Origin of the sequence: Rhodococcus koreensis (genome assembly GCF_017068375.1) — a bacterium.
GTDB lineage: Bacteria > Actinomycetota > Actinomycetes > Mycobacteriales > Mycobacteriaceae > Rhodococcus_F > Rhodococcus_F koreensis.
In genome coordinates, this window is sequence record NZ_CP070609.1 from 5,344,100 (window position 1) to 5,366,811 (window position 22,712).

Sequence of the window (22,712 nt, forward strand, 5' to 3'; positions counted from 1 at the left end):
TACCCGTGACTCGGCTATCTCCACTGCTCGCTCAGGCCACACCCGTGACGGTCGATCACGGTGAAGGTTGTTACCTCTACGGCACCGACGGCCGCCGCTATCTCGACTTCACCGCGGGCATCGGCGTCACCAGTACCGGGCACTGCCACCCGCACGTCGTCGAGGCCGCCCGCAGGCAGGTCGGCTCCCTGATCCACGGCCAATACACCACGGTCATGCACCAGCCGATGCTCGAACTGGTCGACCGCCTGGGGTCGGTGCTGCCCGAAGGACTCGACTCGCTGTTCTTCGCGAACTCCGGAAGCGAGGCCGTGGAGGCGTCGCTGCGACTGTCGCGGCAGGCGACCGGCAGGCCCAACGTGATCGTCTTCCACGGCGGATTCCACGGACGCACCGTCGCGACGGCGACGATGACCACGTCCGGCACCCGGTTCTCGGCCGGCTTCAGCCCGCTGATGGGCGGCGTGCACGTGGCACCGTTCCCCAACGCGTACCGCTACGGCTGGTCCGAGGAGGAAGCCACCGCGTTCGCGCTCAAGGAACTCGACTACATCTTCGCGACGCTCACCGCGCCGCACGAGACGGCCGCGTTCGTCGTCGAACCGGTGCTCGGCGAGGGCGGGTACGTGCCCGGCAACACCGCGTTCTTCCAGGGGCTCCGTGAGCGCGCGGACCGCTACGGCATCCTGCTCGTCATCGACGAGATCCAGACCGGGTTCGGTCGCACCGGCAAGTTCTTCGGGCACCAGCACTTCGACGTCCGCCCCGACATCATCACCATCGCCAAGGGTCTGGCCAGCGGCTTCCCGCTGTCGGGCATCGCGGCGTCCGAGGAGCTGATGTCCAAGGGCTGGCCGGGGTCGCAGGGCGGAACGTACGGCGGCAACGCGGTGTCCTGCGCGGCCGCGATCGCGACACTCGAGGTCATCGAGAAGGAAGACCTCGTCGCCAACGCCGCCGCCCGAGGCGCGCAGTTGCTCGACGGTGCCCGCCGGAAGGCCATCGACGCGATCGGCGACGTCCGCGGCCTCGGGCTGCTCGTGGGCAGCGAGTTCACTGCCGGCGACGGCACCGCAGACCGTGCGAAAGCGGCTGCGGCGCAGCAACTGGCAGCGAAGAAGGGGTTGCTGCTGTTGACCTGCGGCGCCCACATGAACGTGGTACGGATGATTCCACCGCTCATCGTGACGGCAGACCAGATCGAGGACGCCCTGAAGATCTGGTCCGAGGTACTCGACGAAGTGTGACCAGCACCCGTGAGTACTTGTTAACCGCGGGCGGTTAAGAAGTACTCACGGGCTCCGAAGGAGGACCTGTGGCTCGCTACATCACCATCACCCTGGACAAGCGCGGCGTGACGTGCCGCGCCCGGCTTCTCGACGAGGACGCACCACTCACGTGCGACGCCGTCTGGGACGTCCTTCCACAGAGCGGCGACGCGTATCACGCCAAGTACGCGCGCAACGAGGTGTACACGCTGATCCCGCGGATCACGGCGGCACCGCGGCGGGAAAATCCCACCGTCACACCGATTCCCGGTGACGTATGCCTGTTCGACTTCGAGCCGTGGGAGATCGGCAACTCCGCCTACGGGTACGAACCGGGCTCCGAGGCGCACGCCGCGCAGGGCGCCACCGACCTCGCGATCTTCTACGGCCGCAACAACCTGCTGCTCAACGGCGACGTCGGCTGGGTGCCCGGCAATGTGTTCGCCGCCATCGAGGAGGGTCTGCCGGAGCTGGCGGCCGCGTGCAACGACCTGTGGATGCGCGGCGTCGAGGGCGAGACGATGAGCTTCGCGCGGGCCTGACGTCGGGGGACCGCTCGAGGCGGGGACCGGTCCAGAGTGTCCGGGATGGCCCTCGACGACCGTCGGGGCATCCGCCACCATCGGACGTTATGAAGCTGGACATCCATCAGATCGACGCATTCGCCGCCGGACCGTTCGAGGGCAACCCGGCGGCGATCATGCCGCTGACCGACTGGCTGGACGATGCGGTTCTCCAGCAACTGGCCGAAGAGAACAATCTGTCCGAGACGGCGTTCTACACCGCGCGCCTTCCCGCGGATGCGACGCCTCACGACCCGGCACATCCGGCGTATCACCTGCGGTGGTTCACGCCGGCGGTCGAGGTGGACCTGTGCGGTCATGCGACGCTCGCCGCCGCCGCGCAGATCCTCGAGGACGTCCACCCGGATGCCGACCGGATCCAGTTCTGGACGCGGAGCGGCTGGCTGACCGTCGACCGCGGACCGGACGCGACGCTGGTGATGGATTTCCCCGCCGAGGTGCCGGTGCAGACCGCCGCCGATCCCCGGGTCGTCGCAGCACTCGGCATCCCGGTGCGGGAGTGCCTGAAGGCCACCGACCTCGTGTTCGTCGCGGAATCCGAACACGACATCGCGTCGATGACCCCCGACTTCGCCGTGATCAGTCCGCTGAAGGTGCGCGGCGTCGTCGTCACCGCATCATCGGACGCGGACGGGGTCGATTTCGTGTCGCGATGGTTCGGTGCCGCGGCCGGCGTGAAGGAAGACCCGGTGACCGGGTCCGCGCACTCGCAGATCGCGCCGTACTGGGCTGCCACGCTGGGGCGTGGCAGCCTCGTCGGACGGCAACTGTCGGCGCGCGGCGGAACCGTTCACTGCGACGTGCGCGGCGACCGCGTCCACCTGTCCGGGGCCTACCGGCGGTACCTCAGGGGCACCGTCGAGTTCTAGCGCTGGCTGAAGACCTCCGAATACAGCGTCTCGATCTGCTCGGCGGTGGGCGCAACCGGGTTGTTGCCGGGTGACCCGGACGCCAGCGCCTGCTCTGCCATCAACGGAATGAGGCCGTCCCAGGCGTCGCGATCGATCCCGTATTCGAGCGGGGTCGGCACCTTCAGATCGTGACAGAGCGTGCTCAGTGTCTCGACGAGGAACTGCGCGGCCACGGAATCGCCGGCCGATTCCGACGCGGCGCCGAACGCCCGCGCGCAGTCGGCGTAGCGGCTCTCCGCGCCCTGCACGGAGAACGCCGTGATCGCGGGAAGCAGCATCGCGTTCGACAGTCCGTGTGCGACATGGAAATGCGCACCGATCGGCCTGCTCATCCCGTGGACCAGCGCCACGCTCGAGTTGGAGAACGCCATGCCGGCCTGCATGGACGCGACCATCATCGCTTCCCGCGCGGTGCGGTCTTCGCCGTCCGCGTAGGCCGTGCCGATGTGCTTGCCGATGGTGCGGATCGCGGCGAGAGCGAGTCCGTCGGTGAACGGCTGGGCCTTCTTACTGACGTACGCCTCGATCGCATGGGTGAGCGCGTCGATTCCGGTGTCCGCGGTCAGTCGCGGCGGCATCGACATCGTGAGTTCGAAATCCACGATCGCGGCGATCGGCAGGAACGACAGCCCCGGACACAGCATCTTCTCGTCGGAGGCGCTGTCGCTGATGACGGTGAACTGTGTCGCTTCGGAGCCGCTGCCTGCGGTGGTCGGGATCGCGATGATCGGCAGCGCCTTCCCGGTGTACACGTGCGGTGCCTTGTACGAGCGCATCTCGCCGCCGTTCGCGGACAGCACGGCCAGCGCCTTTGCGGTGTCCATCGGACTGCCGCCGCCGAATCCGATCACCGAATCCGCCCGGTGTTCGGCGACGATCCTCAGCCCGTCCGCCAGGGAATCGGTGGTGGGGTCGGGCACCGTGCCGTCGAACAGGGCGGGGTCCTTGCCTGCCGACCTGAGGAGGGCCATCACCCGGTCGGCCGCGCCGGTGCCGACGAGGTAGGAGTCGGTGACGAGAACCGGTCTCTGCAGAACCAATTGGTCGACGACCGAGCCGATCTCGTCGACTGCTCCGGCCCCGATCCGGGCGAACCGGGGGAGTGAGAGGTGTGCGCTCATGGGAGAGGTTCCTTATGCGTTCTGGGGGAATCCGAGGTTGAGGCCGCCGTGGCTGGGGTCGAGCCAGCGGGTGGTGACGACCTTGCCGCGGGTGAAGAAGTGGACGCCTTCGGCGCCGTGGGCGTGGGTGTCGCCGAACAGGGAGTTCTTCCAGCCACCGAAGCTGTAGTAGGCCATCGGGACGGGGATGGGGACGTTGATGCCGACCATGCCGACCTCGACCTCGTTCTGGAACCGGCGGGCGGCGCCGCCGTCGTTGGTGAAGATGGCGGTGCCGTTGCCGAACGGGCTGGAGTTCACGAGTTCGAGGGCTTCGTCGTAGGTCTCGACGCGGATGACGGAGAGGATGGGTCCGAAGATCTCGTCGGTGTAGACGGACATGTCGGTGGTGACGTGGTCGATGAGGGTGGGGCCGAGCCAGAACCCATCGGCACCGCCGTCGGCCTGCACCTGCCGGCCGTCGACGACGATGGTGGCGCCGTCGTTTTCGCCGGCGTCGATGTAGGAGGCGACCTTGTCGCGGTGCACCTTCGTCACCAGCGGACCCATGTCGGAATCGCGGGTGCCGTCACCGATCTTCAACGTGTCGGTGCGTTCGGTGATTTTCGCGACCAGTTCGTCGGCGATGTCGCCGACGGCGACGAGGGCGGAGATGGCCATGCACCGTTCGCCGGCGGATCCGAAGCCGGCGTTGACCATGGCGTCGGCGGCGAGGTCGAGGTCGGCGTCCGGGAGGACGATGGCGTGGTTCTTCGCGCCACCCAAGGCTTGGACGCGTTTGCCGTGGGCGGTGCCGGTGGCGTACACGTACTGGGCGATGGGGGTGGAGCCGACGAAGCTGATGGCCTTGATTGCGGGGTTGGTGAGGAGTTCGTCGACGGAGGTCTTGTCGCCCTGCAGCACGTTGAAGACCCCGGCGGGCAGGCCGGCTTCGGCCCAGAGTTCGGCCATCCAGATGGCGGCGGTGGGGTCCTTCTCGGACGGCTTCAACACCACCGTGTTACCGGCGGCGATGGCGATGGGGAAGAACCACATCGGGACCATGGCGGGGAAGTTGAAGGGGGAGATGATGCCGACGGGGCCGACGGGTTGGCGGAGGGAGGAGACGTCGACGTTGGTGGAGGCGTTTTCGGTCATGCCGCCTTTGAGCAGGTGGGCGATGCCGCAGGCGAATTCGACGACTTCCTGGCCGCGGGAGACTTCGCCGAGGGCGTCGGAGACGACCTTGCCGTGTTCGGAGGTGATGATTTCGGCGAGTTCGCCCTTGCGCTGGTTGAGTAGTTCGCGGAATGTGAAGATGATCTGGGTGCGCTTGGCGAGGGAGGTGTCGCGCCAGGCGGGGAAGGCGGCGGCTGCGGCGTCGATGACGGCGCGGGCGTCTTCGACGCTGGCGAGGGCGACCTGTCCGGTGACGGCGCCGGTGGCCGGGTTGGTGACGGGGGCGGTGTTACCGCTGGTGCCGGGGAAGGTCTTGTTGTCGAACCAATGGGAGATGACGGCCATGGGATGTACTCCTGGAAAGGTGGGGTGACCACGAGTCTGCTGGGCAACAATGCCTGCGTCAACGAGTAAAATGGCACTTCGGACTGCAGATTTGCACGAGGGTGAGGGTGATGTTTACCGCAGACAACATGCGTTACCTCCTGGAGTTGTCGAGAACCGGCCGCCTCGCCGACGCGGCGAAGCGACTCGGTGTCGATCACACGACCGTCTCGCGGAAAATCACCCGACTCGAGAAGGACACGGGCACCAGGCTTTTCGACCGCGGGGTGTCGGGATGGCAGCTCACCGAAGCGGGCAGGCGGCTGGTTCCCCACGCCGAGGCGGTGGAGACCGCGGTCCTCGCCGCACTCGACGAGACGTCGTCGCGGGGCGGGCTGACCGGCACCGTCCGGATCATCACGCCCGACGGTTTCGGGTCGTTCGTGCTGGTGCCGGGTCTCGCGGCGGTGCGGTCCGAGCACCCCGATCTGTTCACCGAACTCGTCACGTCGACCACCCACGACCTACTGACCGGGCGCGACTTCGACATCGCCGTCACCCTCGAACGACCGTCGCCGCGGTCCGTCGTGGTCCGCAAACTGGCGGAGTACGACCTCCGCCTGTACGCGTCACGGCACTACCTGAGCGAGCACGACCCCATCACGGCCCTCGAGGATTTACGCCATCACACGCTGATCTGGTACGTGGACGCGTTCCTCGACGTCGAACCGCTGCGCATCCTCGACGCGCTGATCCCGGATTTCCAAGCGCAGATCCAGACCAACAACATCGCCGGCCACTACCAGGCGGTGAAGCACGGCGTCGGGATCGCGCCACTGCCGAGTTACATCGGGGCGCTCGACGAGGACCTCGTGCCGATCCTCACCGACGACTTCATCGCCCACCGCACCTACTGGCTGGTCGTGCCGCGGGAACTGACCCGCCTGGCCCGGGTCAAGGCGATCACCGAGGCACTCTACTCCATCGTCGACGACAATCCCGAACTACGCGGCGCAACAGGTTAACTCATTGATCGGTGGGCGGGGGGCCGGCGCTCTCGCGGACGACGAGTTCGGTGGGCAGCGTGATTTCCCGACCCGCGCCGCCGCCGATGATGTCGAGCAGCAGTTGGGCGGCCTCGCGGCCCTTGTCGACGAGGGGTTGCCGAACCGTCGTGAGTCCCGCGGTGCGGGCCGCGGGAATGTCGTCGAAACCGACCACCGACAGATCCTCGGGCACCCGGAGGCCGCGTGCCTGGGCGACGTCGATCGCGGCAAGGGCCAGCAGGTCGGACGCTGCGACGACCGCGGTCACGGGTCCGGCGTCGAGCAGCGTCTCGACGGCGGTGCGGGACAACTCGTAGTCGAACCCGCCTGCTTCGACGACCACGGCAGACGACCACGGCACCCTGTGTTTCCGGCAGGCGGACGCGTAGCCGGCGAGTCGTTCCTTCATCACGTGGTCGCGGGCTGCCCGGGTGCGGGCGGCGTCGACACGCCCGCCCTTGCCGTCGGGCACGAGGCGGTCGACGAGAAACCCGACACGGCGGTGCCCGAGGGAGAGCACGTGCTCCGCGATTTCCTTGGCGGCCTGCCGATCCTGGATTCCGACCCGGGGCAGCCCGCCAGGATTCGGACCGTCGATCACGACGATCGGCAGCCGGCGGCTCATCGCCGTCTGCATTCCGGGGTGGCCCTCCGGCATCGCGTACGCGAGGAAGCCGTCCACCGCGCCGCGCACGAGCACCCCGGAGCCCTCCGCTACCCGGGTGGACTCGAGGGGGCAGGGCAGCAGCGTCAGCGCGACCTCGGCGAGTTCACCGACCTCCGAGATGCCCTTCAGCAGCTGTGAGGTGGCGGGATCGTCGAAGGCGTAGCGCAACGAGTCGGTGATCATCAGCCCCAGCGCACCGACCTGCCCGGTCCGGAGGTTGCGGCCCGCGGGGTTAGGGCCGGCGTAGCCGAGTTCCGCGGCCACCTGGAAGATGTGGGCGCGCCGCGCCGCGGACAGCTTGTGGGGCTGGTTGTACGCATACGAGACCGCGGCCTGGGACACGCCTGCCGCCCGGGCAACGTCGTGCATCGTGGTCACGAATGCCGATCCTCTCCGTCACGCGGTTACCCGGCCCAGCTTATCGGCCGGACCGCGCGCGTCTTCGGGGTGTCAGCTCGCCCTGGTGACGACGAGGTCACGTCGTCGTGCCCTGGATGAGACAACGCTCCGCGGCGCTGGTGAGCCCATCACCGCGTCCGGGTGACGGATCTGTTCGCGAAGTGACCACATATGTGGCCGGCGCGCTGCGGGCTCATCCGCGAAACCCGGACAACGCGGTCGGTACCCATGTCGACCGGACTGGATCACCGCCGCGCTGCCTGGTCAGGTGTCGCGTGAGAAGACCTGTTCAGCCGGCCAGTTGGTCGCGCAATGTTCGGGCGATGATGTGTTGTGCGTCTGTGAGGATCGAGTCGACTACCTCCTCGCAGCTGCCGATATCGTGAATCAGGCCCTGGGCCTGGCTTGCCCACCAGAGCCCGCCTTCGACGTCACCGTTGCCGTACACCTGCTCGCGGCCGCGGACACCGCTGGCGAGATGGGCGATGTCGCCGAAGCCGGCACCTGGGCGCCGGGACAGGTCGAGGATCTCTTCGGAGACCGAGTTGCGGGCAACGCGTGCGGAGTTGTGGAACTCGCGGAACACAATTCGGGTGTCGCGTTCGGTGTTCTGAACAATCTGCTGCTTGACGTTGTCGTGAATCGGGGCCTCGGTGGTCGCCATGAACCGGGTGCCCATGTTGACGGCGGAGGCGCCGAGCGCGAGGGCGGCGACGAGTCCGGCGCCGGTGGCGATTCCGCCGCTCGCGATGATCGGGATGGTCAGTGCCCGGGCCGCAGCGGGGATCAGCACGAGCCCGGGAACGTCGTCCTCACCGGGGTGCCCGGCGCACTCGAAGCCGTCGATGCTGATCGCGTCGACGCCGAGTTGCTCGGCCTTGACGGCGTGCCTCACCGAGACAGCCTTGTGGATCACCTTGACACCCGCGGCTTTGAAGGTGGGCAGGTGTGGGGTCGGGTTGCCCCCGGCGGTTTCGACGATGGTGATGCCGCTGTCGACGATGGCGTCGCGGTATTCGTCGTAGGGCACCGGCTGGATGGTCGGCAGGATGGTGAGGTTGACGCCGAACGGCTTGTCGGTGAGGTCGCGGCAGCGGGCGATCTCCTTGACCAGCGCCTCAGGGGTCGGTTGGGTCAGGGCGGTGAGGAATCCGAGCGCCCCGGCGTTGGCGACAGCGCCGATCAGGTCTGCGGTGCCGACGGCGGTCATGCCGCCGCACACGATGGGGTGTTCGATCCCGAAGGTCTCGGTGAAGGTGTTGGTGAACAAAGTGGTTCCTCGGTGTGGGTTTGGTGGTCAGGACGGGAGGTCAAATGCGCGGATTGCGTTCTCGCGCAGAAACGCTGCACGCGTCTTTTCATCGAGCTCGAGCTTGTCCAACCCGGACAGGCAGTCGGGGGCCGGCCAGGCCGGGTGGTTGGAGCCGAACAGCACCTTGTTCCGGCCGTGCCCGCGGAGGTAGTCGACGATCTCCGCCGGGTAGCGGGAGGTCTTGTACGCGGAGGTGTCGATGTAGACGTTCGGGTACTTCGTGGCCAGCGAAATGGCTTCACCCGTCCACGGAACTCCGATGTGGCCGGCGATGATCCGTAGTTCGGGGAACTCGAGGGCCACGTGGTCGAGGTACGGGATCGGGCGGCCGGGTTCGGAGGGGCACAGCGGGCCGGTGTGCCCGATCTGCGTGCAGAAGGCGATGTCGAGGTCGCAGCACGCCGCGTACAGCGGGTAGTACCGGCGGTCGTCCGGAGGCAGGTCCCACAGCCACGGCAGGACCCGCAGGGCGCAGGCGCCGTACTCCTCGACGCATCGGCGCAGTTCTCGTACCGCCTCCATCGGCTGGTGGAGGTTGACGGAGGCGACCATCGGGAAGCGGTCCGGGTGGCGTTTGACGATGTCCCCGACCTCGTCGTTGCTGATCAGCGGTCCCGCGGGGGCGTGCCAGGCGCTGAGCAGGCCCAGTTCGACGCCGGCCTCGTCCATCCGGTCGATCGTCCACGACACCGGCGGTTCGGTTTCGGGGATGGTTCCCTTCGACCAGTGGCGCAGGGAGTCCAGGAACGGCATGTCGAGCCATCGCTGGGTCGGGTGCTGCATCCAAGTGTCGATTGTGTTGGTCAACATGTTGCCTCTCGAAGTGATTCCCTCTCAGGTGGTTTCGGGAATAGGGCGAGCCGCCCGACTGTTGCCGGTTCCGGTGTCCTCCATGTCGCGGCGCCGGGTTTCGGGCAGGGCGAGGGCACAGGCGAAGCTGAGGAGGCCGAACCCGGCGAGCATCCACCCGACGGCGGTGCTGCCGTATCGAGAGGTCAGTTCCGCGGCGAGCATGGGTGCGGTGCCGCCGCCGATGACGCCGGCGATCGCGTACGCCATACCGGCGCCGGTGTAGCGGTATTCGGTGTGGAACATCTCCGGGAGCAGTGCCCCCGCGGGACCGTAGGAGACGCCCATGATGACCAGGGCGAGGGCCAGGCCGGCGAGGAACGCGAGCGGGGAGCCGGTGTCGAGGAGGGGGAAGAGCACCAATCCTCCGGGGATGGCCACGATGCAGGAGGCGAGCACCAACTTGCGGCGGCCGATTCGGTCGGAGTAGATGGCGGACAGGATGATTGCCGCGCAGAAGACGGCGGCGGCCAGGAGTCCGAGGGACAGAACTGTGGTGCGGCTCAGGCCGAGGGTGGCGGTGCCGTACGAGGTGAGGTATGCGGTGCCGATGTAGAAGAACGCGAACATCATCGCCAGGGATCCGGCGGCAACGAGCAGCTCACGGGGCTGGTTCTTGAAGACCCCGAGGAGCGGGCCCGCGCCGGTGTGGCGACTCTGGGTGGCCTGACGGGCGAACATCGGTGTCTCCTCCACCTTCAACCGGACATAAAGGCCGATGAGCACGAGGAGTGCGCTGGCGATAAAGGGGATCCGCCAGCCGTAGTCGAGGAACGCCTGCGAGGTTTCGCCGACGAAGACGTTGACCGCCAGGAAGGTGCCGTTGGACAGAGCGAAGGCCAGTGACGGTCCCAGCTGCGGGAATACCGCGTACAGGCCCCGTTTGCCGGTGGGGGCGTATTCGGTGGCCAGCAGGGTTGCCCCGGCCCATTCACCGCCGACGGCGAGGCCCTGCGCAATCCGCAGCGCAATCAGCGCGATCGGTGCGGCCACACCGATGGTGGCGGCACCGGGGAGCAGTCCGATGAGGACGGTGCTGATCCCCATCAGCAGCAGTGTGCTGACCAGAGTCTTCTTGCGGCCGATCCGGTCACCGAAGTGGCCGAAGATCGCGGCGCCGAGTGGCCGGGCGACGAACGCGACGGCGAACGTGGCGAAGGAGGCGACGGTGCCGGCGGCGGTGCCGAGGGCGGGGAAGAAGACCTTCGGGAAGACCAGTGCTGCCGCGGTGCCGTAGATGAAGAAGTCGTAGAACTCGATGGTGGTGCCGGTGCAACTGGCAATGGCGACGCGGCGCATCGGGGTGGTCGGTGGGCTCGTTACCGGGTCGACGGTTCGGGACATCTGAGATCTCCTGCTCGGTGGGCCCATCCGCCCGCTGGCGGAGGAGCTGAGGTACGACGAGCAGTGTGAGCGCCGTTACATCGGGTCCTACACCCCCCAAAGTGGGTTGCCCTCCCGGGCAGCTACTTTCGTGGGTACACGACGGACGTGCAGGGGCCGCGCTTCGTGCCTGTGGCGCGCCGGCGTCAGCGGAGGAGTCCGCGCTCGCGGGCGGCGAGGATTGCTTGGACGCGGTTGGTCGCGTGCAGTTTGCGCATGGCGCTCTTGAGGTAGGACTTGACGGTGTTGGGCAGCAGACCGAGGGCCTCGGCGACCTCACGGTTGCTCAGACCGCGTGCGACATGTTCGAGCACGTCGACCTCGCGGGGCCGGAGCAGGGTGGGGGGTTCCTGCGATCTGGCAGACCCCAGCACGGGCGCAAACCGGTTCCCCACGGCCTCCACTTTGGCGCGCAGGGTCTCGTCCTCGATCTGGTCGGCCAGGTTCGTCAGTTCCTGAGCGATGTCGTACAGGTCGGCGCGACTGAGCGTCGCCCGGTCGGCCTCGGCAGTGGTGCGCATGAGGCTCAGCCGTCGCCGCACTTCGTCCTCGACCGCGATGTCGCGTTCGAGCCGCCGGACCAGCGGGGTGAAGCTGTCGAACCAGCGGTCGCCCAGGCGCACATGGGTGCGGGCCGCCAGGTAGATCAGGATCCGGGGCGTGCGGTCGACGATGATCGGAAGCGCGGCCAGGGTCTCGATCGCTTCCGGTCGCACGGCGTGGTCGTAGACGTGGGTGATGCCTTGCGACGAGATGTAGTCGGCCACCGACACCGGGCGGGCGAGCATCAGCGCCTTGCCGCCGAGTCCCTCACCGTTGCGGACGACCAGGTTCACCGCCGAGCGGGTGCGGACCCCGGTCAGGTCGGTGATCTCCATCGCCGCTGCCCCGTGATGCACCGGCCCACCGAACACCATGTCCATTCCGGCGTGCTTTCGGAGAGTCTCCAGCGAGCGCGCGAGGATGCGCCGTTCGATCGGCGTATCGGTTTCGAATGACATGGTCACGTCGGCCTCCAACTAAACATCTGATCCCGAGGCTAGTGAGTGCCGTCACACCGTGGCAACGTCGTACCCACGAAGGTGGGTACGACATCCCCGACCTACCTTCGGGGGTCCCGCTCCGTTCGTTTCACGGGTCACATACCTCCCAGAACGGAGGAACACACATGGACATCAGGCTGAGTCATACCGTCGGTCCGACCGAGCGGCCGCTGCTCGAGATGACGATCGGCGACAACTTCGACCGGACCGCCTCGAGATTTCCCGAGCGCGAGGCTTTGGTCGACGTTCCCACGGGCCGGCGGTGGACGTACGCCGGTCTCCGCGCCGACGTCGATGCGCTGGCTTCTGCCCTGCTCGAGGAGGGGATCGTCCCCGGGGACAGGGTTGCGATCTGGGCCCCGAACTGCCCTGAATGGGTGCTGGTGCAGTTCGCGGCGGCGAAGGTGGGTGCCATCCTGGTGAACCTCAATCCCGCATACCGCTCCCACGAACTCGAATACGTCCTCACCCAGGCGGGGATCCGGCTGATGTTCGCGGTCCAGTCGTTCAAGACCTCCGACTACGAGGCGATGGTCGCAGAGGTTTCGCCCCGGTGCCCGGGGCTCGATCGGGTGGTAATTTTCGGCAGCGACGAGTGGGCGTCACTGTTGATCCGCGGAGATCAGGCCTCGTCCGAACGGCTCACCGAGGTGCAGGCCGTCCTGTCACCGGACGATCCGATCAACATCCAGTACACGTCGGGAACCACCGGGTCGCCGAAGGGTGTCACCCTCTCGCACCGCAACATCCTCAACAACGGGTTCTTCGTCGGCGAGCTGCTCGGCTACACCGAACTCGACCGGATCTGCGTGCCGGTGCCGTTCTACCACTGCTTCGGCATGGTCATGGGCAACCTCGGGGCCAGCACGCACGGCGCGTGTGTCGTCATTCCGTCACCGTCGTTCGATCCCGTCGCCACGCTGACGGCGTGTGCGCAGGAGCAATGCACCTCGGTATACGGAGTGCCGACGATGTTCATCAGCATGCTCGACGTCCCCGACTTCAGCTCATACGACCTCTCGTCGATACGCACCGGAGCCATGGCAGGCTCACCGTGCCCGGTGGAGATCATGAAGCAGGTCACGGCGTGGGCACCGGAAGTGGCGATCGCGTATGGCATGACCGAGACATCCCCGGCCTCCACCCAGACCTGGGTGGACGACTCCCTGGACCGTCGGGTGTCCACTGTCGGCCGCGCCCACCCCCACGTAGAGGTCAAGGTCGTCGATCCTGAGACCGGCGAGGCCGTGCCACGAGGACGGTCCGGTGAATTGTGTGTCCGCGGTTACTCGGTGATGCTGGGGTACTGGAACGAACCTGACAAGACCGCCAAGGCGGTCGACACCGACGGCTGGATCCACAGCGGCGACCTCGCGGTCATGGACGAGGACGGGTTCGTCGCCATCACCGGGCGCATCAAGGACATGGTGATCCGCGGCGGGGAGAACATCTACCCCCGGGAGATCGAGGAGTTCCTCTACACCCATCCCGACATCCTCGACGCCCAGGTGATCGGAGTTCCCGACGACAAGTTCGGGGAAGAGCTGATGGTCTGGCTGCGGCTACGCGAGGGCGCCGAGAAGATCGACGCCGACAACCTCCGGGAGTTCTGCACGGGCCGACTCACGCACTACAAGATCCCGCGCTACGTGCACTGCGTCGACGAGTTCCCCATGACCGTCAGCGGGAAGGTCCGCAAGGTCGAACTGCGCGAACAAGCTCTCCAGGTCCTCGGGTTGTAGACCCGAACACGCCCATACTCGAACAACATTCACGACAAGCCAAACGGAGGGCATGATGAGCTGGACAATCGAACGACGCGGTCGCGTCGCCGTCGTCACGATGAACACCAACCCGGTCAACGCGCAGAACCGCGCCTACTTCGCCGACCTGCACGACGCCTTCGATCGACTCGAACGCGACCACTCACAGTCGCCGGTGGTGCTGACCGGCACCGGCACCCGATTCTCCGCCGGCCTGGACCTGGCCGAGCACTTCCGGCTCTTCGCCGGCGACGAGGCAGCAGTCGCATCCTGGTTCCAGGACTATCGGGCAACCAATATCCGGTTGTTCACCTACCCGAGACCGACGGTGGCCGCGGTGAACGGGCACGCCTTCGCCGGAGGTCTCATCACCGCCGCCGTGTGCGATCGCACGGTCGCCGCCGCCGGCGAGGCCCGGTTCGGAATCAACGAGGTCAACATCGGGATCCCGATGCCGGCGGTATATCTGCGGATGCTGGCGTACGCATGGGGGCAGCCGGTGGCATCCCGGACCTGCCTGCAGGGGGAGATCTTCTCCGTGCACGAGGCACACGAAATGGGGATTCTGCACGAGGTGGTGCCGGCCGAGGAACTGCTCGACCGGGCCGTCGCCCTCGCCGAGTTGACCCCCGAAGACTGCATCGACAACTACGCCTATACCAAGCAAGCCCTGCAGGCCCCGACCCTGCGTGACATCGCGGACTTGTCCGACCCACTGGACCGGAAGGAACTGGCCGCCGGCATGACGAGCGAGCCGTCCCGGCGTGCCCACCGCCGGTACTGGGAACAGCTCAAGGGCCGCCCCGCCGACTGGTGACCGGAGTGGACACCAATGGCGCAGAACGGTTGCCCGACTGGGTGATCTGGCAGCAGCGGCCTTTCCCCGATGCCAACCTACTGCTGATCGACGGGCGGGAAGCGGCGCTCGTCGACAGCGGCTTCGTCGGACACGCGCAGCAGACAGCCGACTGGGTGCGGGCACACAGCAACAACCTCACCCGAGTCGTGAACACGCACTGGCACGCCGACCATGTCGGAGGCAATGCGCTGCTCCAGGCGAGGGGCGCCGGCATTGCGGCCAGCGCCCCGGACGCCGACGCCGTCGCGCGTCGCGACCCGGGCTGCTGTCTCGCGGAGTACCTCGACCAGCCGGTCGCTCCCTACACCGTCGACGAGCCGGTCGACGACGGGCACGTGCTCCGGCTCGGTGACGCCGACTTGGAGGTGGTCCGCACCCCCGGCCACACCCCGGGCCACTTGGCGTTGTGGCAGCCTGAGGAACGGCTACTGGTTGTGGGAGATGCGTTGTCGGACTACGACGTCGGCTGGGTCAACAGTGCCCTCGACGGCCCCGACGCGGCACACGCGGCCCTGCAGTCGCTCCACCGGCTGACCGACCTGCAGCCGCGGGTGCTGCTGCCCGGGCACGGACCGATTCCCGCCGACCCCGGCGCGGCGTTGGCCAGTGCACGGCGCCGGGCGCGACGCCTCGTCGACGACCCGGACGGCGCAGTATGGTACGGAATTCGGCGAATCTTCGCCTTCGCATTGATGATTCGTGACGGAATCTCCGCCGACGAGGTCGAGCCCTACCTGCATGCCCGTGCTTGGCTCGTCGACGCAGCCCGGCTGCTGCGCCTCACCCCCGAGGCGCTTGCCGCCGAACTGGTCGAGACGATGGTGCGCGGTGGTGCCGTGGTTGTTCGGAACACGCGACTGCATGCGGCGGCCGAGCACACCCCGGTCACGCCGGAAACGCTGCCGGTGTCCTTCCCCCGGGAATGGCAGTCCCCGGCACCCACAGGTCCAGCGCGGCCGTGAAGAACGAGCCCTATCCGACCACCCGCTCGACCAGCAGCACGGCCCCGATTCCGATCATCGCAGCCCCGGACACCCAGGTCACCACCCGCGCTGCGGCGGGGCGGGTGCGCAGCACCACCCGCGCACCTGCCCCCACCCCGGTGTAGATCACGGCGCAGCTGGCCGTGTGTACCAAACCGAGCAGCACAATCTGCAGCGCGAGCGGCCACCGCGCGCCCGCGTCGGTGAACTGCGGCAGCAGAGCCAGGAACAGCAGGAACACCTTCGGGTTCAGCCCGCTGATCCCCAGGCCCTTGACGGCCTGCCGTACCCACGATTCGGGTGCCTGCTCGGGACCGGCCTGCGGCGGCGCCGAAGGTTTTGCGAGCGTCGTGATCCCCAGCCACACCAAGTACGCCGCCCCGACCCCGGTCAACGCGGTCAGCACCAAGGGCGAGCGGGAAACCAGCGCGGCGACGCCGGCCGCCACCACCGCGGTCATCACCAGGTGCCCCGACAACAGACCGCCGATCGCCGGCACCACGGTGCGATGCCGCAACCCCGCCGCGATCGCGTACGCCCAATCCGCGCCAGGCGTCAGCACGAACAGAAAAGAAACCGCCCAGAACGCGGCAACGGTACCGATCGCCATAATCTCCCTAGTCCTTCACTCTCGCGGAACACCAGAACGCCCAGCGGTTCCGATAAGAAAGACTAGAAATAATGGAGGAGAAAGTGTTGCCAAAGATTCCCTGAACACCCCACATTTGGGGAAGAATCTTCCGGATGGACAGCGTTGACAGGAAAATCCTTGCTGAACTCCAGCAAGATGGTCGACTCACCCTCACCGAACTCGCCGACCGGGTCCGCCTCAGCATCTCGCCCTGCCACCGGAGGCTGCGCGCACTGGAGAGCTCCGGCGCGATCACTGGTTACCGCGCGCAGCTCGACGCCCACGCGCTGGGACTCACATTCGAGGCGCTCGTCTTCGTCACCATGCGCGCTGCCGACCGCGACACCATCGAGGCATTCGAACAGGCCGTAGCTGCCATTCCCCATGTCCTGCAGGCTCAACGGCTGTTCGGCGACCCCGACTACCTTCTGCGGGTCATCACCCGCGACCTCCCAGGCTTCCAGGCGCTCTACGACGAAAGCCTCGCCACCCTCCCCGGCGTCCAGCGCCTCAGCTCCACCCTCGTCATGAAGAGCGTGGCCGACAACCGGCCCCTGCCCCTGTGAGGGCCGGGAGAGTTCAGTGGGGCGCGGGGGCTGGACTGCTCACGGCCGGCAGGCGAAATCTGACGCTCGGCACGACCTCCTCGAGCGTAAGTGGTGTAGCGCTACACCGTCCCCGCCGACGCGCCTCGCGAGAACCCGCGCGGCGGTGTTCGGCGAACGCGGAATCGGCCGACCGATAAGCATTGTCATGCGCCGGCGAAAGATAAATCGTCTGCCGAATCGGCCACTGATCGTGCCATCCTCGAAGCAACTCAAGTCTAAGGAAAGTAGGACGCGTCGTGAAGGTTGCAATTATCGGGTGTGGGGAAGTTGGGCGTGCGTATGCCCTGGCCGGTGCGGCCGCCGGCTACGAACTCGTGCTCGTGGACCCTCGTCCGTCGGCTGCGACTACCGCAGTCGCCGATCAGACTCGGGCGGCGCTCCATCTCTCGCCGGACGAGGCCGTCGGCGACGTGGACCGGGTATGGATCTGTGTGTCCGGAGACCTGGTGAAGACGATTACTACATCTCTGATCGGAAATCTGCCCCGTCACGCCGTGGTAGTCGATTTGACGACTGCGTCGCCGGACGACAAGCGCGAGTGCTCGGCGACCCTTGCAGCGCACGGCATCGAGTATGTCGATGCCGTGATCATGGGGTCGGTGACGCTGACCGGATCGCGCACCGCGTTGCTGGCTGCGGGCCAGAAGGCCGGAGAAGTACTCGCCGAGTTCGCAGAGTTCGGGGCGCCGGTGCAGACGATGGCCGGCGGCCGGGCGGGTGACGCCGCCGCAATCAAGCTTCTGCGTACGATCCTGACCAAGGGTCTCGAATCACTTGTCGTCGAGTGTTTCATGGCCGCCGAGCAGCAGGGCCTCCGCAGCAATCTCTACGACGTATTGACCGATGTCGACACCATTGGGTTCGTTCCCTTCTTGGAGATGCTGATCACCAGCCATGTTCAGCACGCCGAGCGTCGGATGCACGAGGTGGAGCGGGCCCGCGCCCAACTTGCGGAGATGGGTTGCCCGTCGGTGGTTCTGGCCGGCACCGAGGCGCGCTTCGCTCTGACCTCAGCGGCATTGAAGGACAAGGGCCCTGGACAGCTCGCCGCAGGTGATGTGGCTTCGACCATCGCATGGCTGTTGAACTCGGCTCGGGCATCCGAGACTGTCTGACACGCTCAACCAGTCCGTTAAGCGGACTTCTCTGCGGGCGGTACCCGAGACGCATAGTGCGACAGAGTATGTCGTGGGAAACTTCGTGCGTGAGAGTAACCGTCATTGGTGTCGGCCGGATCGGCGAGGCACTCGTAGCAGGACTGTGTCGAGCGGGGACGTCCGCTGAATCGATCACCGTCATCGGTCGCACTATGGAACGGACATTCGAGGTCGCGCATCGGCACGGGGTACGAGTTGCCGATATGCGAAATCTTCCCAAGGAGTGTGACGTTCTGGTGGTGGCGGTGAAGCCGCAGCAGATCGAGGACGTGTTGCCCGACCTCGGAGTGGCGCTGCACGGATCGACTCGCCGTCCGGTCGTGCTGTCGGTGGTGGCAGGGGTGGCCACCAAGAGAATCGAGCAATTTCTTCCCTCTGTGGTGCCGGTGGTACGCGCGATGCCGAATACCCCGATGACGGTGGGCGCGGCGGTCACTGCGATCGCGCGTGGCGGCGCGGCAACCGAGCGCGATCTGCGGCTGGTCGAGTCCGTGTTGGAGTCTGTCGGTGAGGTACTGCGTGTCCCCGAGGATCAACTCGACGCCGTCACTGCAGTTTCCGGTTCTGGCCCTGCGTACGTGTTCCTCGTGGCGGAGATGATGATCGACGCGGCGATGAAGCTGGGACTGGACCGGGCAACGGCGGACAGGTTGGTGACCGGAACCTTGGCCGGCTCGTCGGCGATGCTCGGTGACGCCGACCCGGTCCAACTGCGGGCGGCTGTGACATCGCCGGCGGGGACAACGGCAGCGGCGTTGGAGGTCTTCGAACAATCCGACATTCGGCAAACGTTCCGAGGAGCATTGACCGCGGCACGTGACCGATCGCTGGAACTGTCCGGCATCGTGCGCCCACCCCTGGCTCCGGCGTCCGCTGACCAGCACTGAGCGGGGTGCCGCCTGCCCGGGGCGGCACCGCCGCTACGAGCGCGTGCGGACCTCGGGATCCGGCACGCTGCGGGCCGAGTCGCCGTGGGGGATCACTTCGGGCTCCTCCCCGCCGACCGGACGTTTCACCCTCCGCGGCGGCATCGCAACCACCCGAATCGCGAGGGTGACCACGACGACACCGACGACCTGGGTGGGGGAGAGGCGCTCGCCGAGGACCACGACGCCCAAGACGACGGCGAGAACCGGTTGGAGCATCAGGAGGCTGGCTCCCGCCCCAGGGGTGAGGCGCGGCAGAGACACGCCGACAAGGATCCAGCCGGCGACCTGCCCGACGATCGCGAGTGCGGCGAGCCAGCCCACTGCGGCCCACCCGGGGGACAGGTCGACCGGATCCCAGATGAGGGCGAGCACCGTGCCGGTCGCCCACGCGACGACGGACGAGCAAAATACTTGCGAGGAAGCGCGATTCGGTGGGCACCAGGCACCGATCGCGAAGACGTAGGCTCCGTAACAGATCCCAGCGACCAGGGCCAGCACGGATCCGTACGCGATCGTGTGGAGGTCGGCCGTGGGCTGCGCGATACCAGTGGTGAGGGCCACTCCGGACAGCAGGAACGGGACCGCGACGATGTAGGCCTTCGACGGCCGTTTGCCCGTGATGCACAGCCCCAGCAGGGGAGCGACGACCACCTGGATGTTGACCAGGACGCTGGAGACGCCGGCTCCGACGAGGGCGACCGATTGCGCCCACATCGCCATGTCTACACCCAACAGAACCCCGGCGACCACTTGCACGGTCAGCACCCGTCGAGGCAGCGGGCCGTGCTTGCGGTAGTCGTGCCAGGCGAGAGCCGCGAGAATCGGGACCGCGATGAGGTATCGGACCAGAATCGTCGTGGCGGTCGACACGGAAGCGAGGGCGATGAAGATCCCCGAGCCGGCGAGAGCTGCCGCGCCGAGGCCGAGTTGGAGGGTGGGAGGGAGATGCCGGGTTTGGTCTCGGCGGTTAGCGAGCAGCACGGACTTGCAGGGTGACTCCCGCGCCTGCGGTGTCGGTATCGAAGTAGGTGAAGCCGGCGCCGGTGGGCAACCGGCCCCGCAACTTCGGGGACGGGCCGGCGGCGGTGACTCGGGCTTCGGCCGCGTCGACGTCGGGGACGGAGAATCCGAGGTGGAACACCCCTTCGCCGTGTTCGTCGAGGAACCGGCGTTGCAGCGTGTTGCCCTCGGGCGGGCAGCACAGCTGCAGTTGTACATTTCCGAGTTCGGCGTACCGGTACTCGAGCTTCATGAAGTCGTCGACATCGGGGGCCTGCAGGTCGGGGCGGAACGCCTCGAGCGACGGAAACGGGTGCCAGGGGCCGATCCCGAGGGACTCGTAACAGGCCACGGCCCGGTCCATGTCTGCCACGACGACGCAGACGTGATGCAGGTTCTGGAATTCGCTGGTCATGGGGCGATTACCTTTCTGTCGCCACACGCTGGTCGTACTCGTGTGCGGCCTGCTCGAATGTCTGGCCGGCGCGTGGGTTCCACTGGATGCCGGAGCGGGCCTTGATGCCGGGCTTGAGACGTTGGGTTTCGTCGTAGTCGTCCCAGGGGTGGAAGAACAACGGTTCGGCCTCCTCGATGGCCGTCAGGTGTCGCGCATATCCGTCCAGGTAGCCTTGCCGCTCGTCGGCGCTGACCCGGCCGGGCATCCAGGCCGCGAACGGCGGCAGTACGGTGAAGCCGGTATAGGCGAGGATTCCGTTGTGGATGGGCCACAACACATGGAGCAGGTCGCCGTCGATGCCGTTCGGCTCGTACAGCGTCGAATCGGTCCCGGTTGTCAGGCAGATCATCGCCATCTTTCCGAAAAAGTGACCCTTGCCGTACTTGCGGCCGGCCGAGTAGGCGAAGCCTCGGGCGAACACCCGGTCCACCCACCCCTTCAGAATGGCCGGCATCGAGAACCACCACACCGGGAAGTGGAAGAGGATCAGATCGGCCTCGGCCACCTTGCGCTGTTCCTGCTCGATGTCGAACGCCTGCGTCCGCGTGGCGAAGGCATGCTCCTGTTCGCGGGAAAGATCCAGGTAGTCGGCGTCGACTCGCTCACCGGTGAAGTCCTGGCTGTCCAGTTCGGCGATCCACTTCATGGCGTAGAGGTCGGAAACGGTCACCTCGTGTCCGAGGTCGGTCAGGGTCCGGACCGCGGTGTCCTTGAGGGCACCGCAGAACGAGCGGCGCTCGGGGTGCGCGAAGACCACGAGAATGTTCATCGGTTGTCTCTCTCGATAGGAAAGGGTGGTCGATGGTCTGACCAACGGTCTCATGCTGGTCGTGGTGAGGTCAAGCGAACCGGCCCGGCGCTTGGGGCGGCCGGGCCGGTTCGTCAGGAGTTCGGACTCTGCCGGATCTCGAGGGTCGCTCCGGCCGACGGCGGTGTCTGCAGGTAGGTGAATCCGGTCGAGTCGGGGCGGCGCCCGTACATCCACGGTTCGAGTCCGACGGCGCGAGCGGCCTGGGCTCCTGCGTCGACGTCGTCGACGACGAAGCCGATGTGGAAGACTCCGCCGCCGGTGCGGTCGAGGAATTGTCGCTGCGGGGAGTTGCCGGGTCCGGGTTCGCACAGTTGCAGCTGGAGTCCCGGGGCGTCGGTGTACTTGTAGGTCAGGTCCAGGAAGGCATCCAGGTCCGGCACGTCGAGGTCGGTGAATGCGCTGAGCGGCGGGAAATCCTGCCATCCGCCGATGCCGACCTTCTCGTAGAACGCGATCGCAGCGTCGATGTCGGGCACGACGATGCAGACGTGGTGCACCGCGTCGAACGGTGGAGTCATGATGGCGTCCCTTTCAGGTGAGCGGTGCTCAGGGGTGGGTGAATCCGTACAGCCGGTGGGCGTTGGTGGTGAGGATCGCCTCGCGGGTCGCGGGGTCCGGTGCCCAGTCAGGGAGCAGATCCAGAAGGGTGCCGACGTTGGGCATCTGTCCCCAGAACCCGACGTGCGGCCAGTCCGAACCCCACACGCAGCGGTCGGGTGCGGCCTCGATCAGGCTCTGCGCGAACGGAATCGTGTCGGAATAGTCCGCCGTTCGCGCCATCCGGAACGCCCCGGACAGCTTGGTCCACGCGCCGTCTGCCATCAGTTTCAGAAACTGTGTCCATTCGGGTGCGTCGACACCGGCGGCGACATCGAAGTCGCCCATGTGATCGACCACGTAGGGCACGGTCAGCGTGCGCAGATCCGCAGCCGCGGCGGCGAGATGCCTTGTGTTGGTGAGGAACTGCAGATGCCATCCCATCTCCGCGCAAATGGCGTCGTACCGGGCGAGCTGGTCGAGGCCGATGCCGCCGCCCGACAGGGTGTTGAGTCGCAACCCCACGACACCCGAGTCCTGCAAATGGGCGAGCATGCGATCGTCGACGTCGGGCGCGACCACGGCGACCGCACGCAGCCGGTTACGGGCCCCCTCGACGGCTTCGAGCATGACCGTGTTGTCTGTGCCGTGCACGCTGATCTGCACCAGCACCCCGTAGGTAGTTCCCACGGCGTCGAGCATCGACAGGTACTGCCCGGCGGATGCCGGTGGCGGGGTGTAGCTGCGCTCGGGGACGAAGGAGTGCCCCACGACGTGCGCGTGGGTATCCACCGCGCCTGCGGGCAGGGCGAACCGTCGCGGCGCGTGCGGGGCTGGGTCTGGCGCCGGGCACACCTGGTCGACTTTGTCCGATCCGAAATCCATGGGTGTCTATCCTCGCTCTCGGCGTTCG

Annotated in this window: 23 protein-coding genes; 10 read left to right on the plus strand and 13 right to left on the minus strand. The window is 67.0% G+C overall.

The features are described from left to right. The first annotated feature begins 5 nt into the window (after positions 1–5). The 3 genes from JWS14_RS24510 to JWS14_RS24520 all read left to right on the plus strand — a co-directional run bounded on the left by JWS14_RS24510 (position 6) and on the right by JWS14_RS24520 (position 2,721). Entirely contained in the window at positions 6–1,247 is a 1,242-nt protein-coding gene (locus JWS14_RS24510) for an aspartate aminotransferase family protein (protein ID WP_206014586.1), read from the plus strand. A 68-nt stretch (positions 1,248–1,315) separates the two neighbouring features. Beyond that, positions 1,316–1,810 carry a DUF3830 family protein gene (locus JWS14_RS24515; RefSeq protein WP_012691631.1) on the plus strand — a complete coding sequence of 165 codons (495 nt, stop codon included), beginning with the start codon at positions 1,316–1,318 and terminating at the stop codon, positions 1,808–1,810. An 89-nt stretch (positions 1,811–1,899) separates the two neighbouring features. Then, positions 1,900–2,721 carry a PhzF family phenazine biosynthesis protein gene (locus JWS14_RS24520; protein WP_206014587.1) on the plus strand — a complete coding sequence of 274 codons (822 nt, stop codon included), beginning with the start codon at positions 1,900–1,902 and terminating at the stop codon, positions 2,719–2,721. Here the strand turns inward: JWS14_RS24520 and JWS14_RS24525 are convergent. Continuing rightward, positions 2,718–3,884 (minus strand): iron-containing alcohol dehydrogenase, encoded by a 1,167-nt coding sequence (locus JWS14_RS24525; RefSeq protein ID WP_206014588.1) that lies wholly within the window; start codon positions 3,882–3,884, stop codon positions 2,718–2,720. The genes JWS14_RS24520 and JWS14_RS24525 overlap by 4 nt on opposite strands. Before the next feature lie 12 nt (positions 3,885–3,896). Further along, entirely contained in the window at positions 3,897–5,387 is a 1,491-nt protein-coding gene (locus tag JWS14_RS24530; protein WP_206014589.1) for a CoA-acylating methylmalonate-semialdehyde dehydrogenase, read from the minus strand. A gap of 110 nt (positions 5,388–5,497) precedes the next feature. Between JWS14_RS24530 and JWS14_RS24535 the strand changes: the two genes are divergently transcribed. Continuing rightward, positions 5,498–6,391 carry a LysR family transcriptional regulator gene (locus JWS14_RS24535; RefSeq protein ID WP_072939332.1) on the plus strand — a complete coding sequence of 298 codons (894 nt, stop codon included), beginning with the start codon at positions 5,498–5,500 and terminating at the stop codon, positions 6,389–6,391. A gap of 1 nt (position 6,392) precedes the next feature. Here JWS14_RS24535 and JWS14_RS24540 read toward each other — a convergent pair whose 3' ends face one another. From JWS14_RS24540 to JWS14_RS24560, 5 genes are all read right to left on the minus strand, one after another. After that, on the minus strand, positions 6,393–7,457 hold the full coding sequence (locus JWS14_RS24540) for a LacI family DNA-binding transcriptional regulator (protein ID WP_072939329.1): 1,065 nt from the start codon (positions 7,455–7,457) through the stop codon (positions 6,393–6,395). A gap of 310 nt (positions 7,458–7,767) precedes the next feature. Then, positions 7,768–8,748, minus strand: coding sequence for an NAD(P)H-dependent flavin oxidoreductase (locus tag JWS14_RS24545; protein ID WP_206014590.1), 981 nt, complete (start codon positions 8,746–8,748; stop codon positions 7,768–7,770). Positions 8,749–8,775: 27 nt separating this feature from the next. Continuing rightward, positions 8,776–9,600, minus strand: a complete 825-nt coding sequence (locus JWS14_RS24550) for an amidohydrolase family protein (protein ID WP_206014591.1) — start codon at positions 9,598–9,600, stop codon at positions 8,776–8,778. A 24-nt stretch (positions 9,601–9,624) separates the two neighbouring features. Beyond that, on the minus strand, positions 9,625–10,983 hold the full coding sequence (locus tag JWS14_RS24555; protein ID WP_206014592.1) for an MFS transporter: 1,359 nt from the start codon (positions 10,981–10,983) through the stop codon (positions 9,625–9,627). Between the two features lie 185 nt (positions 10,984–11,168). Then, positions 11,169–12,023, minus strand: a complete 855-nt coding sequence (locus JWS14_RS24560; RefSeq protein ID WP_072939569.1) for a helix-turn-helix transcriptional regulator — start codon at positions 12,021–12,023, stop codon at positions 11,169–11,171. Positions 12,024–12,190: 167 nt separating this feature from the next. On the opposite strand from JWS14_RS24560, the gene JWS14_RS24565 reads away from it, so the two are divergent. The 3 genes from JWS14_RS24565 to JWS14_RS24575 are packed head-to-tail and all read left to right on the plus strand — an operon-like array spanning position 12,191 to position 15,649. Beyond that, positions 12,191–13,807 carry an AMP-binding protein gene (locus JWS14_RS24565; RefSeq protein WP_206014594.1) on the plus strand — a complete coding sequence of 539 codons (1,617 nt, stop codon included), beginning with the start codon at positions 12,191–12,193 and terminating at the stop codon, positions 13,805–13,807. Positions 13,808–13,862: 55 nt separating this feature from the next. After that, entirely contained in the window at positions 13,863–14,645 is a 783-nt protein-coding gene (locus JWS14_RS24570; RefSeq protein ID WP_206014595.1) for an enoyl-CoA hydratase/isomerase family protein, read from the plus strand. Positions 14,646–14,650: 5 nt separating this feature from the next. Next, positions 14,651–15,649 (plus strand): MBL fold metallo-hydrolase, encoded by a 999-nt coding sequence (locus JWS14_RS24575; protein ID WP_206014596.1) that lies wholly within the window; start codon positions 14,651–14,653, stop codon positions 15,647–15,649. A gap of 10 nt (positions 15,650–15,659) precedes the next feature. Here the strand turns inward: JWS14_RS24575 and JWS14_RS24580 are convergent, their stop codons facing one another. Further along, the gene (locus JWS14_RS24580; protein WP_072939319.1) at positions 15,660–16,280 is read right to left on the minus strand and encodes a LysE family translocator; all 621 of its coding nucleotides are present in this window, start codon (positions 16,278–16,280) and stop codon (positions 15,660–15,662) included. Positions 16,281–16,414: 134 nt separating this feature from the next. Between JWS14_RS24580 and JWS14_RS24585 the strand changes: the two genes are divergently transcribed. The 3 genes from JWS14_RS24585 to proC all read left to right on the plus strand — a co-directional run bounded on the left by JWS14_RS24585 (position 16,415) and on the right by proC (position 18,953). Next, positions 16,415–16,867, plus strand: coding sequence for an Lrp/AsnC family transcriptional regulator (locus JWS14_RS24585; RefSeq protein WP_072939316.1), 453 nt, complete (start codon positions 16,415–16,417; stop codon positions 16,865–16,867). A 278-nt stretch (positions 16,868–17,145) separates the two neighbouring features. Beyond that, positions 17,146–18,024, plus strand: coding sequence for an NAD(P)-dependent oxidoreductase (locus JWS14_RS24590; protein ID WP_072939313.1), 879 nt, complete (start codon positions 17,146–17,148; stop codon positions 18,022–18,024). 68 nt (positions 18,025–18,092) lie between these two features. Next, positions 18,093–18,953: a pyrroline-5-carboxylate reductase gene (proC, locus tag JWS14_RS24595; protein WP_072939310.1), complete on the plus strand. Its 861-nt coding sequence runs from the start codon at positions 18,093–18,095 to the stop codon at positions 18,951–18,953. 33 nt (positions 18,954–18,986) lie between these two features. Here proC and JWS14_RS24600 read toward each other — a convergent pair whose 3' ends face one another. From JWS14_RS24600 to JWS14_RS24620, 5 genes are all read right to left on the minus strand, one after another. Beyond that, a complete protein-coding gene (locus tag JWS14_RS24600; protein WP_206014597.1) occupies positions 18,987–19,976 on the minus strand; it encodes a DMT family transporter in 990 nt (329 codons plus the stop codon). Continuing rightward, positions 19,963–20,409 carry a VOC family protein gene (locus tag JWS14_RS24605; RefSeq protein ID WP_206014598.1) on the minus strand — a complete coding sequence of 149 codons (447 nt, stop codon included), beginning with the start codon at positions 20,407–20,409 and terminating at the stop codon, positions 19,963–19,965. Before JWS14_RS24605 ends, JWS14_RS24600 begins: the two co-directional genes overlap by 14 nt. A 7-nt stretch (positions 20,410–20,416) precedes the next feature. Continuing rightward, positions 20,417–21,220, minus strand: coding sequence for an NAD(P)H-dependent oxidoreductase (locus JWS14_RS24610; RefSeq protein ID WP_206014599.1), 804 nt, complete (start codon positions 21,218–21,220; stop codon positions 20,417–20,419). A 113-nt stretch (positions 21,221–21,333) separates the two neighbouring features. Continuing rightward, positions 21,334–21,780 (minus strand): VOC family protein, encoded by a 447-nt coding sequence (locus tag JWS14_RS24615; RefSeq protein WP_206014600.1) that lies wholly within the window; start codon positions 21,778–21,780, stop codon positions 21,334–21,336. 28 nt (positions 21,781–21,808) lie between these two features. Then, the gene (locus JWS14_RS24620; protein WP_206014601.1) at positions 21,809–22,684 is read right to left on the minus strand and encodes an amidohydrolase family protein; all 876 of its coding nucleotides are present in this window, start codon (positions 22,682–22,684) and stop codon (positions 21,809–21,811) included. Positions 22,685–22,712: the final 28 nt, after the last annotated feature.